This is a genomic window from Lacticaseibacillus pantheris DSM 15945 = JCM 12539 = NBRC 106106 (assembly GCF_001591865.1).
Classification (GTDB): domain Bacteria; phylum Bacillota; class Bacilli; order Lactobacillales; family Lactobacillaceae; genus Lacticaseibacillus; species Lacticaseibacillus pantheris.
The window spans coordinates 1-13,439 of sequence record NZ_BCVS01000012.1 but is presented as its reverse complement, the minus strand read 5'-3'; the positions used below and the strand labels follow the sequence as shown (position 1 = coordinate 13,439).

At 53.5% G+C, this 13,439-nt stretch carries 11 protein-coding genes; 3 read left to right on the top strand and 8 right to left on the bottom strand.

Going from position 1 to position 13,439, the window contains the following annotated elements; all coding sequences use genetic code 11:
- The first annotated feature begins 56 nt into the window (after positions 1-56).
- Positions 57-1,313 (top strand): phosphoribosylamine--glycine ligase, encoded by a 1,257-nt coding sequence (purD, locus tag LPA02S_RS02630; protein WP_054649933.1) that lies wholly within the window; start codon positions 57-59, stop codon positions 1,311-1,313.
- 384 nt (positions 1,314-1,697) lie between these two features.
- On the opposite strand, the gene LPA02S_RS02625 is transcribed toward purD, so the two are convergent.
- The 8 genes from LPA02S_RS02625 to nrdF all read right to left on the bottom strand — a co-directional run bounded on the left by LPA02S_RS02625 (position 1,698) and on the right by nrdF (position 10,575).
- A complete protein-coding gene (locus LPA02S_RS02625; RefSeq protein ID WP_054649935.1) occupies positions 1,698-2,648 on the bottom strand; it encodes a lactate/malate family dehydrogenase in 951 nt (316 codons plus the stop codon).
- Positions 2,649-2,864: 216 nt separating this feature from the next.
- Positions 2,865-3,797 carry an L-lactate dehydrogenase gene (locus tag LPA02S_RS02620; protein ID WP_054649937.1) on the bottom strand — a complete coding sequence of 311 codons (933 nt, stop codon included), beginning with the start codon at positions 3,795-3,797 and terminating at the stop codon, positions 2,865-2,867.
- Positions 3,798-4,076: 279 nt separating this feature from the next.
- Positions 4,077-5,033: a lactate/malate family dehydrogenase gene (locus tag LPA02S_RS02615; protein ID WP_054649939.1), complete on the bottom strand. Its 957-nt coding sequence runs from the start codon at positions 5,031-5,033 to the stop codon at positions 4,077-4,079.
- Positions 5,034-5,102: 69 nt separating this feature from the next.
- The gene (locus tag LPA02S_RS02610) at positions 5,103-6,161 is read right to left on the bottom strand and encodes a PTS sugar transporter subunit IIC (RefSeq protein ID WP_056956605.1); all 1,059 of its coding nucleotides are present in this window, start codon (positions 6,159-6,161) and stop codon (positions 5,103-5,105) included.
- Between the two features lie 42 nt (positions 6,162-6,203).
- A complete protein-coding gene (locus LPA02S_RS02605) occupies positions 6,204-7,202 on the bottom strand; it encodes an NAD(P)-dependent oxidoreductase (protein ID WP_054649941.1) in 999 nt (332 codons plus the stop codon).
- 11 nt (positions 7,203-7,213) lie between these two features.
- Positions 7,214-8,416, bottom strand: coding sequence for an aminotransferase class I/II-fold pyridoxal phosphate-dependent enzyme (locus LPA02S_RS02600; protein WP_056956606.1), 1,203 nt, complete (start codon positions 8,414-8,416; stop codon positions 7,214-7,216).
- Between the two features lie 630 nt (positions 8,417-9,046).
- Entirely contained in the window at positions 9,047-9,547 is a 501-nt protein-coding gene (locus LPA02S_RS02595) for a class Ib ribonucleoside-diphosphate reductase assembly flavoprotein NrdI (RefSeq protein WP_054649943.1), read from the bottom strand.
- Positions 9,547-10,575 (bottom strand): class 1b ribonucleoside-diphosphate reductase subunit beta, encoded by a 1,029-nt coding sequence (nrdF, locus tag LPA02S_RS02590; protein WP_056956607.1) that lies wholly within the window; start codon positions 10,573-10,575, stop codon positions 9,547-9,549. The genes LPA02S_RS02595 and nrdF overlap by 1 nt, the downstream gene beginning before the upstream one ends.
- 314 nt (positions 10,576-10,889) lie before the next feature.
- On the opposite strand from nrdF, the gene nrdH reads away from it, so the two are divergent.
- Both nrdH and nrdE read left to right on the top strand, forming a co-directional pair.
- Entirely contained in the window at positions 10,890-11,120 is a 231-nt protein-coding gene (gene nrdH / locus LPA02S_RS02585; protein WP_054749633.1) for a glutaredoxin-like protein NrdH, read from the top strand.
- 53 nt (positions 11,121-11,173) lie between these two features.
- Positions 11,174-13,345 carry a class 1b ribonucleoside-diphosphate reductase subunit alpha gene (gene nrdE / locus LPA02S_RS02580; RefSeq protein ID WP_054649947.1) on the top strand — a complete coding sequence of 724 codons (2,172 nt, stop codon included), beginning with the start codon at positions 11,174-11,176 and terminating at the stop codon, positions 13,343-13,345.
- Positions 13,346-13,439: the final 94 nt, after the last annotated feature.

Here is a 13,439-nt window from a genome sequence, read left to right as displayed (position 1 = left end):
ACGGCGCCGCGGCATTGACGGTGCCAGTTGACTCGCACATGGGAGGACGTTATTTTATGGTGCAACATAACGTATTGATTGTTGGTGGTGGTGCCCGTGAAAGTGCATTAGGTCTCGCTTTTCGGCGCGCCCCGTCGGTTGACCGGGTTTATGTAGCGCCCGGTAATCAGGCCATGAAGTTGTTGGGATTGGACCCGGTGCCCATCGCCGTTGACGATTTTGACCGGTTATTGGACTTCGCCCGCGGCCACGTGGACCTCACCTTTGTTGGTCCCGAGGTGCCGCTGGTAGGTGGGATTGTAGATGCCTTTATGGCGGCCGGGCAGCAGATTTTTGGCCCACATCAGCGGCTGGCGCAGTTGGAGGGTAGTAAGGGGTTTGCCAAAGCGTTTATGCAACGGCACGGTATTCCCACAGCGCGGTCGGTTGTGACGCATACCCTGACGGAAGCGCAGGCGGCGATGCGCGAATTTGGAGCACCAGTCGTGGTGAAGGCCGATGGCTTGGCCGCGGGCAAAGGGGTGCGGGTCGCGGCCACCATTGCAGAGGCTGAGGCGGCGCTGGATGGCTTGTACCGGCAGGGCGCGGATGCGACCGTAGTGGTGGAGGAGTACCTCACTGGGCAAGAAGCGTCGGTGATGACGCTATTTGCGGGTACTCACTTTGTGACTTTGCCGTTATCTCAGGACCATAAGCGCCGATTTAACGGGGATGCCGGGCCCAATACTGGCGGGATGGGGGCCATTAGTCCCGCACCGCAGTTTGGCGCCACGGCGGCTGCGGAGGCGCAAGCGATTGTTCAGCGCACGATTACTGGTATTCATGCGGACGGCTTGGATGGTTGCGGCGTGTTGTACACCGGATTAATGTTTACGGCGGACGGGCCACGGGTGCTGGAGTACAACGTCCGCTTGGGGGATCCTGAAACCCAGGTGTTGTTACCGCAAATTAAGGATGATTTGTACGTGACGATTACTAACCTCATGGCGGGGCAACAACCGCAGCTACATTTGAACGGGCAAACGTACAGTGCGGTTGTCCTTGCGCACCCCGGCTATCCAGCGACCAGTCGGCCACCACTGGCGTTCAAGGTGCCGGCCACCCCCGAGCTGGGGCAATGGCTCCCAGCCGCGGTTGAGTACGGGGATAATGGTTGGCAAAGTAGCGGTGGTCGGGTGGCAACCGTTGTGGGTGCTGGTGATAACATTCAGACGGCGACCAAGCTGGTTTACCAATTGGTCGACCAATTGGCGGGCGAGCTGGCCTTTCGCGAGGACATTGGTTATCATGCGCTTATGGAACCCGTCCGGTAACAGTTAGTGGTTGATTGCAACAAAAAAACTCGGTGGTTTTCCACCGAGTTTTTTGGTACTGCGATTATTAATTAATCAACGTCGAAGAAACGGATAAACCAGCGCCACCACGTCTGGTGCCTGCGGTCATAGCGCTGAACCCGACTTGCGTCTATTTTGGTTGTATTATCCATGTGTCAATGGTTCCCCCAAATACCGAGTCACGTGCCCCCAGTAGTATTTACTAACGACTACCATTTTAACCGTTTGCGCATACAGGCGCTAGCCAACGTTCACCGTTCTGGTAGGTGTTGCCGGCAACTATCCGCGCAGATACAAGGTTACTAGCGGTGGTTACGGAATCGTTAAATTTGGGGTGTAGTGAGTGGGGGACGTGGATACTGGTTATGCTTCTGAGCCCACTTTGTCGTTTGCTGGATCCACTTCAGCGTAGTGTTGGCGAATGAATTGAGCGGATTGGGCGAGCTTGTTCTCCTCCTCCTTGGTCAAATCAAACTCCGCGCGGGCCAACACACCGTCCCGGCCGATGATGACTGGCGTGGATAGGTATGAATTAAACTCTTCGTGCCAATTGGAAACGGCGAGTTCAGTGTGGGCGTCTTCCAGCACAGTGCGCGCGAGGCGAGTAGCAGCCGCCGCAATTGCGTAGTTAGTGTACTGCTTGCCCTTAAACACGGTAAACCCACCAATGCGTGAATCCTCATCGATGGCGTCGAGGTCAAGGTGCTTGCTGTCGACCAATTCAGTCACGGGGTGGCCGAGTACACGTACGGTGGACCAGGCGGTGAACTGGGAGTTACCGTGCTCGCCCAGGTTGTAGCCGGTCACGGACCGCGGGTCGACGTCGAGGGCGTGACCAACGGCGCGACGCATGCGTGCCGAGTCCAGCATCGTGCCGGTACCCACCACGTGGTTGTACGGCAGGCCGGTAATTTGCTGGTAAATCGTGGTCATGATGTCGCACGGATTCGAGATACAGATAATTTTACCGTGGAACCCAACGCACTTAAGGTTGCGGGCAACATGCTTGACCTGCGTGGAGGTATACTCGAGTTCAGCAAAGCGGTCCGGGTTGGTCGCGGACTGCAGGCTGACCTTACCCACCGCGGAAATCACAATTTCTGCGTCGGCTACTGCTTCGTAGTCATTCGCAATCACGTTGGTATGGTGGGTTAAGTTCGCCATTGCGTCGGCAAAGTCGAGGGCGTCAGCGTTCGATTTAGCGGTGCGCTCGTCGATAATGACCAAATCATCAACCATACCCGTGGCGACAATCTGGTGGGCGACCGCGCCGCCAACGTTACCCATGCCGATTACTGCAATTTTTCTAGTCATAATCAATATCCACCTTTACCTTTAAATTCATTAACGATTAAAATAATGGCATTAAAATGTGAAAAAATCAAGAAAATTGTGACATTTTTCAAATTATCGGTGTCATGACAGATACTTTAAAGTCGCGCAAGCCCGACATTACGTGACTGGCAATAACAAAAAACCCCCACGAATTTGTGGGGGCTAATTTCAATTTGTGCTGGCTTAATTGGTCAATTACACTTCAACGGACATGACCTGATTGAAGTGATCCTTAATGCAGTCAGCAGAGTGGCGTAACTTTTGTTGTTCATCGTCCGTTAACTGCCACTGCGTTTGTTGTTCAACACCATCTGCACCCACAATAACGGGGAAGGACAGGTAGCACTGCAAATCCGTGCGCCAGTTCGATACGGGCAACATGGTGCGGGCGTCCCGTAAAATGGTATCGGCGAGGCGTGTGGCGGCCGCCGCGATACCAAAGCTGGTGTAACCCTTACCAGCAAAGACGTCAAATGCGTCCATGCTAGAGTGGTGTTCAACGGAATCTAAGTCCAGGCCGACTTCGTCTTTGACGTCCACAATGGGCCGACCCATCACGCTGACTGTCGACCAAGCGGTGAACTGGGAGTTACCGTGTTCACCCAGGTTGTACCCGCTAACGGAGCGCGGGTCCACCTGAAAGGCTTCGCCGACCGCCCGGCGCATCCGCGCTGAGTCCAGCATGGTACCGGTGCCCATAACGTGGTTGGCGGGTAAACCGGTGACCTGCTGGTAAATCATGGTCATGACGTCACACGGGTTCGAGATGCACACAATTTGCCCGTTGAAGCCAACCGCTCGCAAGTGTTCCGCCACGTCTTTGACCTGCGTGGATGTGTACTCGAGTTCGGCAAAACGGTCGGGGTGGTCCAGGGTGATCAGGTTAATTTTACCCACCGCCGATATCACGATGTCCGCATCGGCGACGGCATCCCAATCGTTCATAACGATATCTGTATGGCGGGTGAGGTTGGCGGCCGCGTCTAAAAGGTCGTGGAAATCGGCGGTTAGTTTCTTGACGTCCTTGTCAATTAATACGAGTCGGTCAGTTAATCCCTGCGTCACGATTTGGTGGGCGACGGCTTCACCAACATGACCAATACCAATTACTGCAATTTTACGAGGCAAAATATTAGCTCCCTTAGTGGTTGATTTGGGGGTGGCGAATGTCGCCACCTGCTTGACTTGGTTAACGCACTGCACTTGCAGTGTAGTATAGCGGCGCGGGATTGCCAAACAATTATGACGCCGCGATTAAATGACGGGGAAGGATGACTAAAAAAGGGCTCATTCGTACTCGATTCGTCGGGAATGGCGATGGTATTGCTGCTTACGTGACCTCATGCGACTCTAGGGCATCAAAAAAAGCTAGCACCGTCATGTGCCAGCTTTATGGACAGTGGTTGACTACTGGTCAACGGCCGCCGCAAGCTCGTCGTTGGCTGGATCCACCTGCGCAAAGTGTTCCAGAATGAACGTGGCGGATTCTTGTAGCTTACGTTGCTCGTCAGCCGTGAGGTCGAAGCGAATACGCTCAATGACGCCGGCGCGGCCGACCACCACCGGAATAGATAAGTAGCATCCGTACTCCTCACGCCAGTTGGATACGGGTAGTTGCGTGTGGGCATCCTCTAGAATGGTGGTTGCAAGGCGTGTGGCAGCGGCGGCAATACCGTAGTTGGTGTACGCCTTGCCCTTAACCACCGTGTAACCACCCATTTTGGAATCCTCATCAATGGCGTTCAGGTCCAGGTTACGCTCCTTTGCCAGTTGGCTGATGGGGTGTCCCAGCACGTGGACGGTGGACCAAGCCGTGAACTGCGAGTTGCCGTGTTCACCCAGGTTGTAGCCCTCGACGGAGCGGGGGTCGACCTGGAGCGCGTGCCCGACCGCCCGGTGCATACGGGCTGAATCGAGCATCGTACCCGTGCCCATTACCTGATTGTGAGGTAGGCCGGTCACACGCTGATAGATCATGGTCATGATGTCACACGGATTAGAAATACAGATAATCTTACCGTGGAACCCGACTTCCTTGAGGCGTTGCGCAACCAGCTTAACCTGATTGGAAGTGAAACCGAGTTCAGCAAAGCGGTCCGGGTTGTCGAGCGATTGCAAACCGATGTTGCCCACCGCCGAGATGACGACCTCCGCGTGCGCGACCGCCTGGTAGTCATTCACGATAATGTTGGTGTGGTGTGTCAGGTTGGCCTGGGCGTCCTCAAAGTCGAGGGCGTCAGCTTCAACTTTGCCTTCACGCCGGTCGATGAGTATGAGGTCGTCCGCCATCCCCGAGGTGACGATTTGATGGGCCACGGCCCCGCCGACGTTGCCGACACCGATTACTGCAATTGTTCGAGTCATTAATATTTCCTCCAAAGTAGTTAAATGTAGTGATTAATGCTTGTTGATGCTTAAACTTATAAACCGTGGTTATTCACCGAGCTGGGCGTCCTGTGGTTTAATCAACCCCAGCTGGTTCACGAACAACCACTTTAACCCGCCGGCTGCGAGGACCGGAATCACCACAAAGGTGAGGAGGACCCGCAGCCAGACCAAAACTCCATGTGACTGTTGAAGCGCCGTGAGCGGCCCAATCAACCCCGCAAAGCCGAAACCAGCTGAAAACGGCGTACCGTTCATTTGTAATAAGCTGGCTGCTCCGCCACAGATACCCGCCCCAATGATTACTGGTACAAAGAGCAGGGGACGGCGGAGCATGTTAGCCATCTGAATCTTGGGTGACCCTAAGAAGTGGGCGAGTGTGCCGCCGAGTGGGTTCGCGCTGGCCCCAATCCATGCCAGGGTGAAACTGGCGACCACAATGCCGGCGTTCGCCGCCCCGGAACCGATGCCCGTGAGCGCGATTGCCATCGCAATGCCGACAGACGATAGTGGGCTCACAATCAGTACCGCAAAGATGATGCCGAGCACGATCCCCATTAGGATGGGGGTCAGGTGGGTGGCACTGGCTACCAGTTGTCCAACAAAAGTTTGAACGGCGACCATTGCCGGCAGGGTCAGTATCCCAATACCGCCACCAATAATGAGGACGATGGTGGGTTCAATAACCAGTTTCAGTTGTCCCAGATGGCGGTGGATTAGTAGTACCATCGCCGCGCTGATAAAGGTGGTCAGCATAATGTTGAGGATGGACCCCGTGCCGTTAAAGACGAACGCGCCTTTGCTCGTGGTGATGGCTCCGGAAGAAACGAAGGTCGCAAGGGCAATACAGGCTGCGTCCAGCGTTTCAAGTCGTAGCATGTGGCCCACCGCCATTGCTGCAAAGACACTGAGTAGGGACTGCGCAACGGTGACCATCATGGTAATGGCACCAGCGACGTGGTTGCCGGGAAATAGTGCCAGAATCTGGCTGGTAAGTGCGGCCGGAATGAGGGCCACTACCACCCCGAGACTACTACCGTTGAGTACGTCCAGGGTAAACTGTTTGATTCCGATTGCGGGGGCGTTGTTTGTGGCATTAGCTGACATAAATAGTTTCCTCGTTGTCTTAGTGTTGGTTACGGCGGTTGACTAACGTGAGATTGCGTTTTTAGGCTGCTCACCGTTGAGGACGGCCAGGACGTCGTCAAGTGCGATGTCCACCATGTTTTGGACGGCAATGTTGGTGTAAAAGCCGATGTGTGGCGTCAGGATGACGTTGTCCATTGCGTTTAGTTCCTTAATCTGCGGCGTGGCGTCCAGGCCGACTTTGCTGAGGTCGCGGGTAAACACTGCCGCCTCGCCCTCGACCGTATCCAATGCGGCCATGGCGAGTTCGTGGTTCTTCAGCGCGGTAATCAGCGCTGCCGTGTCGACCACTGGGCCGCGGCTGGCGTTGACCAAGCCGGATGTTGGTTGCATGAGTTTGAGGTCGTCAGCACCAATCAGGCCGGTGGAGGTGGGGTTCAGGTCGACGTGCAGCGATACCACGTCAGATTGCTCGAGGACCTTTGCTTTGGTCGTGTAGGTCACGATATCGCGCAAGTCGTCACGTTCCTGGACGTCGTATGCGAGCACCTTTGCGCCCAACAGGTGGAGCATCTGGGCCAAGGTGCCCCCAATGCGACCGGCACCGATAATACCGATTGTGGTGGAGTGAATTTCTTTAGCTTGGAGCCCGTTGAAGTCAAAGTTGTTGTTCCGGACCCGCGCATCGATCAGGGGACTCTGCCGCAGAATACGGAAGATGGACATCAGGGCGTGCTCGGCCACGCTTCGTGGGGAGTATGCCGGAACGTTGGTCACGGTCAGCCCGGCAGCTGCGGCGGCGTCGAGGTTGATGGTATCAACTCCGGCAGTCCGCGTGGTGAGCTGGTGAATGCCGTAACTGGCTAGCTGTGTGTACACGGTATCGTCGCCGATGGGGCCGCGCTGTTGAATAACAATGCCATCGTAGCCCTGGGCTAGCTGCACCGTATCGCCGTGGAGCACGACATCGTTGGTGTCAATCGTCAGGTTGTGGGCGGCAGCGTACGCCTGAATGGCTGGCTGCTCATCGTCGCGAACACAATACATTAAAATTTTGGTCATCTTGTGCCTCCTTAGGCCGTATGGGTTGCGCGGTAATCATCAACGTATTCTTGTAGACGACGCATGGCCTCGGTGAGGTTGTCCATGGACGCGGCGTAACTAAGCCGCACGTGGCCCTCACCACCGGGACCAAACCCGCCACCGGGAATCAGCGCGACGGCGTTTTTGCGGACCAGGTCGTAACAGAATTCGGTGTCGTCCTGAATCAGGTCAGCGGGAATCTTAGCAAAGACGTAAAAGGCACCGTTTGGGTTCGGAATACCGAAGCCCATTGCGCTCATTTTGGCAACGACCAGGTCGCGTCGTTTGAGGTATTCAGCCTTCATGGCCAGGGTGTCCTGACGTCCTTCCTCCGTACTCATTGCTTCGTAGGCGCCGGCCATAGCGGGATTCGACGCTGAGGTGACGTTGAACGCGTGGGCCAAGCTAACGCGCCGCATCAGCTCTGCGGGACCAGCGATAAGACCAATCCGCCAACCAGTCATGGCGTGGGATTTTGATACGCCGTTGATCAGCAAGGTTTGTTCAGGTAATGCCTTGGCAAAGCTGAAGTGCGTGCCGTCGTACGTGAGCTCGGAGTAGATCTCATCCGAAATCACGGTGACGTCAGTTTCGCGCAACACATCTGCGAGCGCCCGAACTTGTGCCTCGTTATAGGTGACACCGGTGGGGTTGGACGGGAAGTTCAGTAGCACTGCTTTGAGGTGATCGCACCGGGCAATACCAGCTTTGAGCTGTTCTGGTGTGAAGACAAAGCCGGTACTGCTGGTATCAACGTAAACTGGTTCCGCCCCATTAATGCGAATGAGCTGGTCGTACAGGGAGAACGTTGGGCTCGGCATCAGTACTTGGTCACCAGGGTTGAGCAAAGTATCGAGGGCTGCGTGTAGTCCTTCGGTAGCCCCCACGGTTACGGCAATCTCCGTGTTAGGGTCGTAGTCCAGGCCGTAACGATCGCTGAGAAAATCTGCGGCCGCCTGGCGCACCTTTGGCCAGCCATTGGACGGACCGTAGTGCGATTCATCATTATTGATGGAATCAATTGCCGCTTGTTTGATGTGTTCCGGAACGTTAAAGTCCGGTTCACCGAGTGAGAGCTTGATGACGTTGGGAATTTTGCTGGCCTCAGCATCAAATACGCGGATGGGGTTGGCCCCGAGACCGTCATAGGTATGGTCTAAATCCTTTAACAAACTTGGTTTAGTTTTGGGCATGGTGTAACTTCCTTTCTGTTGGTGGATATGTAGTGGTAGGGACGGGGAGGAGGATTGGGGATGAAACGTGGTCGTGGCAGAGAGTCAGTGCTAAAGCTGGTAGGGCGAGTACGCTGCTTTGCGCGATCTGACAACTGTCAAACCAGTGAATGAATGCTCCAGTCTCTCGCACACGCTCCGCGGGTGCTCCGAGTAGCAGAGAGTCAGTGCTAAAGCTGGTAGGCGGGTACGCTGCTTTGCGCGATCTGACAACTGTCAAACCAGTAAATGCTCCAGTCTCTCGGCGGTGCTGACGCACAGCCTCCGAGTAGCAGAGAGTAAGTGCTAAAGCACTAACTCTCTGCGTAAAAAAAATCCGCCCCCCGGAGCTTCGCGAATGCGAAACATCTGGGTGGCGGTAGTTGACCTAAAAAATCGGTTGACCACTGTACACGCAGATGCCTCATGTCATCCGCGTGCCACGCTCAATAGCTCTTGGCCCTCGGATGACTACCCGAAAAACCAAAAGGCGTACGTGCGTGCAACTGTGATCAGTGATTGTTTCATTAGGAAAACTCCTCTCGTCTTCTATGTGGACGATATTATAGCAATGTGAGAAACGTGTCAATAGTTTTTTAATTTTAACTTTGACTACGCGCGCGTTAATGCCTTCTTTACGCCCGTCCGTTCATATTCCGTCAGGGTAGTGCTCATTGCATCGTAAATCCGCCGAGCCTCTTCCTTGTTACCACGGAGTTCGAAAAGACCAATAAGTGGACTGTTGTAGCGGTTGGCGTAGTGCTTGGCCGTCAACCCAAACTGCGCGTTGAAGTTACGGTTGCCACTGCCAACAATCCCAATCAGATTGTCCGTGTTGCCGTCATCCAGCTCGTCGCGGAGGTCCACCGTCAACGTTTCCTGGTAGCCCGTGTGCATCCCGTCCCCACCGTCCAGGTAGGTTGGCACTAAGACAAAGTAGGGGCCAGCATCCAGCACCCGCTCGTCAAACTGCTCCGTGTACTCGTAGAAGTTTACGTCCCGGGAGTCAGCGTCCATGGCCTGTGCCTTGACCGCGTGCTGTTTCAGTAGCTTGGTAAAGGCCCGCGTGTTGCCGCTAATACTGATAAAAACAACGTTAATTGGTGCTGCCATTAGCGATCACCTTTTTTCTTGTCGTCCTGAGCGTCCTCATCCAAACCGATGAGGTAATCGTCGTCATTCATGGCCTCAACCTGACCCAGCAGGTAGCCGTTACCAACTTGGGAGAAGAAGTCGTGGTTGGAAGTAGTGGTGTTGATCCCGTTCATAATGACGGGGTTAACGTCGCTGGCCGTCGTTTCAAAGATGGGTTCCTTACCCAAGTTCATGAGGGCCTTGTTGGCGTTATACTGCACGAAGGTCATCACTTCATCAGTCCAGCCGACCTGGTCGTACACGAGCTTGGCGTAGTTGGTTTCATTATCAAAGAGGTTGTACAACAAGTCGTAAGCCCAGTCGTCCTGTGCTTGCTTCTGGGCGTCAGTCAACTGGTCGTACGTTACCTGGTACTTGTAACCAATATACGTGCCATGCACGGATTCGTCGCGGAGGATTAACTTAATGATTTCGGCGACGTTGTTCAACTTGTTGTTGCCCAAGTAGTACAGCGGCGTGTAGAAACCACTATAGAAGAGGCAGGTTTCAAGGAATACGTTGGCCACCTTTTTGTGCAACGGGTCCGGATCATTGCGGTAGATGTCCACGATGGTCTTGGCCTTGGCCTGCAGGAAGTCCTCAGTGTCCGACCACTGGAAAATTTCGTCAATTTCGTCCGGCGTGTTGAGGGTGGAAAAGATGGTGGAGTAACTCTTAGCGTGGACGGATTCCATGAACTGGATGTTGTTCAGTACGGCGGTTTCGTGGGGTGTCACCACGTTCCGGCGCAATGCCTGCATACCGTCCTGGGACTGAACCGTGTCCAGCAGGGTCAAGCCACCAAAGACGTGACCAACAACCCACTGGTGGTCGGTATCAAGTTCACGCCAGTCATCCATATCGTTGGATACGGGGATACGGGTGTCCAGCCAGAATTGTTCGGTTAACTTTTCCCAAGTTGCCTTGTCGATGGCGTCATTGACGCGGTCCCAGTTAACGGCCTGGTAGTCGTCAGCGTCAGCGAACTTCTTTACTAAATCAGTCAAGTGAAGAACCTCCTTGCGGTGTTGCCGCGAATTGTCATGGTGTACGACGTTACTGTATGTACTGTGCACCGTACTAAATGTGGTATGACTTAGGTTAGCACACAGGATATTGTGTGTAAATGTTAAAAACTTCGGGTGAATGACCCTATATATGGTAGTTGGTGGGTCGGATAAAATATTTTTTGCGGCCGGTAATGGCGTAGGACCGGCCTTTTCAAGGAATTACAGAACACAAGATGTGGTATTGTGGTTGACCCTCCACACTAGATTGGGTATGATAATGACATACTTACGAAATCAAAGGACTGATGAATATGCGCAATGTTACTTTATTTACCAAAAATGGTTGTCCTCGCTGCCGTATGACGAAGCGGTTCTTGGACGAACACAACATCAATTATACCGAACACAACATCAATGAGGAGCCTGAATACGTTAATTACTTAAAAAATCAGGGCTTCAAGATGACGCCGGTACTCGAAGCGGACGGCATGGAGGCCATCACTGGTTTTCGTCCAGACGTTTTAAAGCAGTTGGCTGTTTAAGACGGCCAGCTGTTTTTTTATCCCCTTGGTGATTGCATGAAAGTAGGTACAATATGTCACTTAAATCAATCTCTCCAGAGCACGTTTCGTACTACAAACTAAATAACGAAATCAACATTCCCGTTGACGGACAAATTCCGCTGAATAAGGACAAGGAAGCTTTGGCCGCATTCCTGGCTGAAAACGTCCAGCCCAACACGAAGCAATTTGATTCACTGGCCGCAAAGTTGGATTACCTGGTCGCTAACGATTACTACGAATCCGCCTTTTTGGACAAGTACAGCGCCGCGTTTAAGGATGATTTGTACCAGTACTTGCAGGACCAGCACTTTCAGTTTAAGTCCTTCATGGCGGCGTACAAATATTATGCACAGTACGCTTTGAAGACCAATGACGGTGAGCAGTATCTGGAAGACTTTAAGGACCGCGTCTTTGCTAACGCCTTGTACTTCGCTGACGGCAATGAATCCTTGGCGCACGATTTGGCTGAAGAGATGATCCACCAGCGCTACCAGCCAGCAACGCCATCCTTCCTGAATGCAGGGCGCTCGCGTCGTGGTGAGTTGGTGTCCTGTTTCCTATTGCAGGTAACCGACGACATGAACTCAATTGGCCGGGCAATTAATTCCGCGCTTGAGTTGTCTCGTATCGGTGGTGGTGTTGGTCTGACGCTGTCTAACCTGCGTGAGGCTGGAGCACCAATCAAAGGTATTGAGGGAGCGGCTAGCGGCGTCTTGCCAGTCATGAAGTTGCTGGAAGACTCGTTCTCATACTCGAACCAGCTTGGTCAACGGCAGGGTGCCGGTGTGGTTTACCTGAACGTCTTTCACCCAGATATCATTAACTTCTTGGGTGCCAAGAAGGAAAATGCGGACGAAAAGTACCGGGTTAAGACCCTGAGCCTGGGTGTCATTGTTCCGGACAAGTTTTACGACTTGGTGCGTGAAGACGCCGATATGTACTTATTCTCACCATACTCGGTGGAGCGTGAGTACGGTAAGCCATTCTCCTACATTGACATCACTAAGGAGTACGACGCTCTGGTGGCCAACCCAAACATCAAGAAGTACAAGATTCGGGCCCGCAACCTGGAGAACGAAATTTCGCGGCTGCAGCAGGAATCAGGCTACCCGTACATCGTCAACGTGGACACGGCGAACAATGACAACCCAATTGACGGGAAGATCATCATGAGTAACCTGTGTTCGGAGATTATGCAGGTGCAGGAGCCGTCAAAGATTAACAACCAGCAGGGTTATGACGTCATGGGGACGGACGTTTCGTGTAACTTGGGTTCCACGAACATTCCTAACCTGATGAAGGCGAAGCATTTTGGCCGTGCCGTTGAGGCCATGGTTCGTGCGCTAACCTTCGTTTCGGATGAAAGCAACATTGACGTTGTCCCATCGGTCCAGCACGGTAACCACCGGGCTCACTCAATTGGTTTGGGTGCGATGGGGTTGCACACCTTCTTTGCCCTCAACCACATGGAATACGGTTCGCCGGAGTCTGTAGAGTTTACGAGCGTTTACTTCCTATGCTTGAACTACTACACGCTGGTAGCTTCCAATAAGATTGCCCGCGAACGCGGCGAGTCCTTCTACCACTTTGACCGGAGTCAGTACGCCGATGGTACTTACTTTGACCGTTACGTGAATGAGGACTGGCAGCCACACGATCCTAAAGTACAGGAATTGTTCAAGGACATTCACGTACCCACGACTGACGACTGGAAGCAACTGCGTGCGGACGTCATGAAGTACGGTTTGTACAACCAGAACCGTATGGCGGTAGCCCCAAACGGTTCGATTAGTTACATCAACGATACCAGTTCGTCTTTGCACCCAATCATTAACCGGATTGAAGACCGGCAGGAGAAGACCATAGGGAAGATCTTTTACCCGGCGGCGGGGCTGTCCAACGACACCATGCCGTACTACAAGAGTGCCTACGATACGGACATGCGCAAAGTGATTGACGTTTACGCTGCGGCACAGCAGCACGTGGACCAGTCGTTGTCACTCACGCTGTTCATGCGCAGTACAATTCCCGAAGGTATCTATCCATGGAAGCAGGGGCGGACCAACAAAATGACGACCCGCGACCTAAACATTCTGCGTAACTACGCCCACTACAAGGGCATTAAGTCGATTTACTACATCCGGACGTTTACGGATGATGAAGAAGAAGTCGGCAGTAACGAATGTGAAAGCTGTGTCATCTAAACTTTGATAAGAACGCGTCCAGTCGTCTTCATCCGCGACTGGACGCTTTTTGGTTGGCTGGTTGTACTCAGATTGGCTGGTCGTACTGGCGTGG

Coding starts and splice junctions, on each gene's coding strand:
- purD (WP_054649933.1), top strand. CDS start 57: ATGGTGCAACATAACGTATTGATTGTTGGTGGTGGTGCCCGTGAAAGT.
- LPA02S_RS02625 (WP_054649935.1), bottom strand. CDS start 2,648: ATGACTAGAAAAATTGCAGTAATCGGCATGGGTAACGTTGGCGGCGCG.
- LPA02S_RS02615 (WP_054649939.1), bottom strand. CDS start 5,033: ATGACTCGAACAATTGCAGTAATCGGTGTCGGCAACGTCGGCGGGGCC.
- LPA02S_RS02610 (WP_056956605.1), bottom strand. CDS start 6,161: ATGTCAGCTAATGCCACAAACAACGCCCCCGCAATCGGAATCAAACAG.
- LPA02S_RS02605 (WP_054649941.1), bottom strand. CDS start 7,202: ATGACCAAAATTTTAATGTATTGTGTTCGCGACGATGAGCAGCCAGCC.
- LPA02S_RS02600 (WP_056956606.1), bottom strand. CDS start 8,416: ATGCCCAAAACTAAACCAAGTTTGTTAAAGGATTTAGACCATACCTAT.
- LPA02S_RS02595 (WP_054649943.1), bottom strand. CDS start 9,547: ATGGCAGCACCAATTAACGTTGTTTTTATCAGTATTAGCGGCAACACG.
- nrdH (WP_054749633.1), top strand. CDS start 10,890: ATGCGCAATGTTACTTTATTTACCAAAAATGGTTGTCCTCGCTGCCGT.
- nrdE (WP_054649947.1), top strand. CDS start 11,174: ATGTCACTTAAATCAATCTCTCCAGAGCACGTTTCGTACTACAAACTA.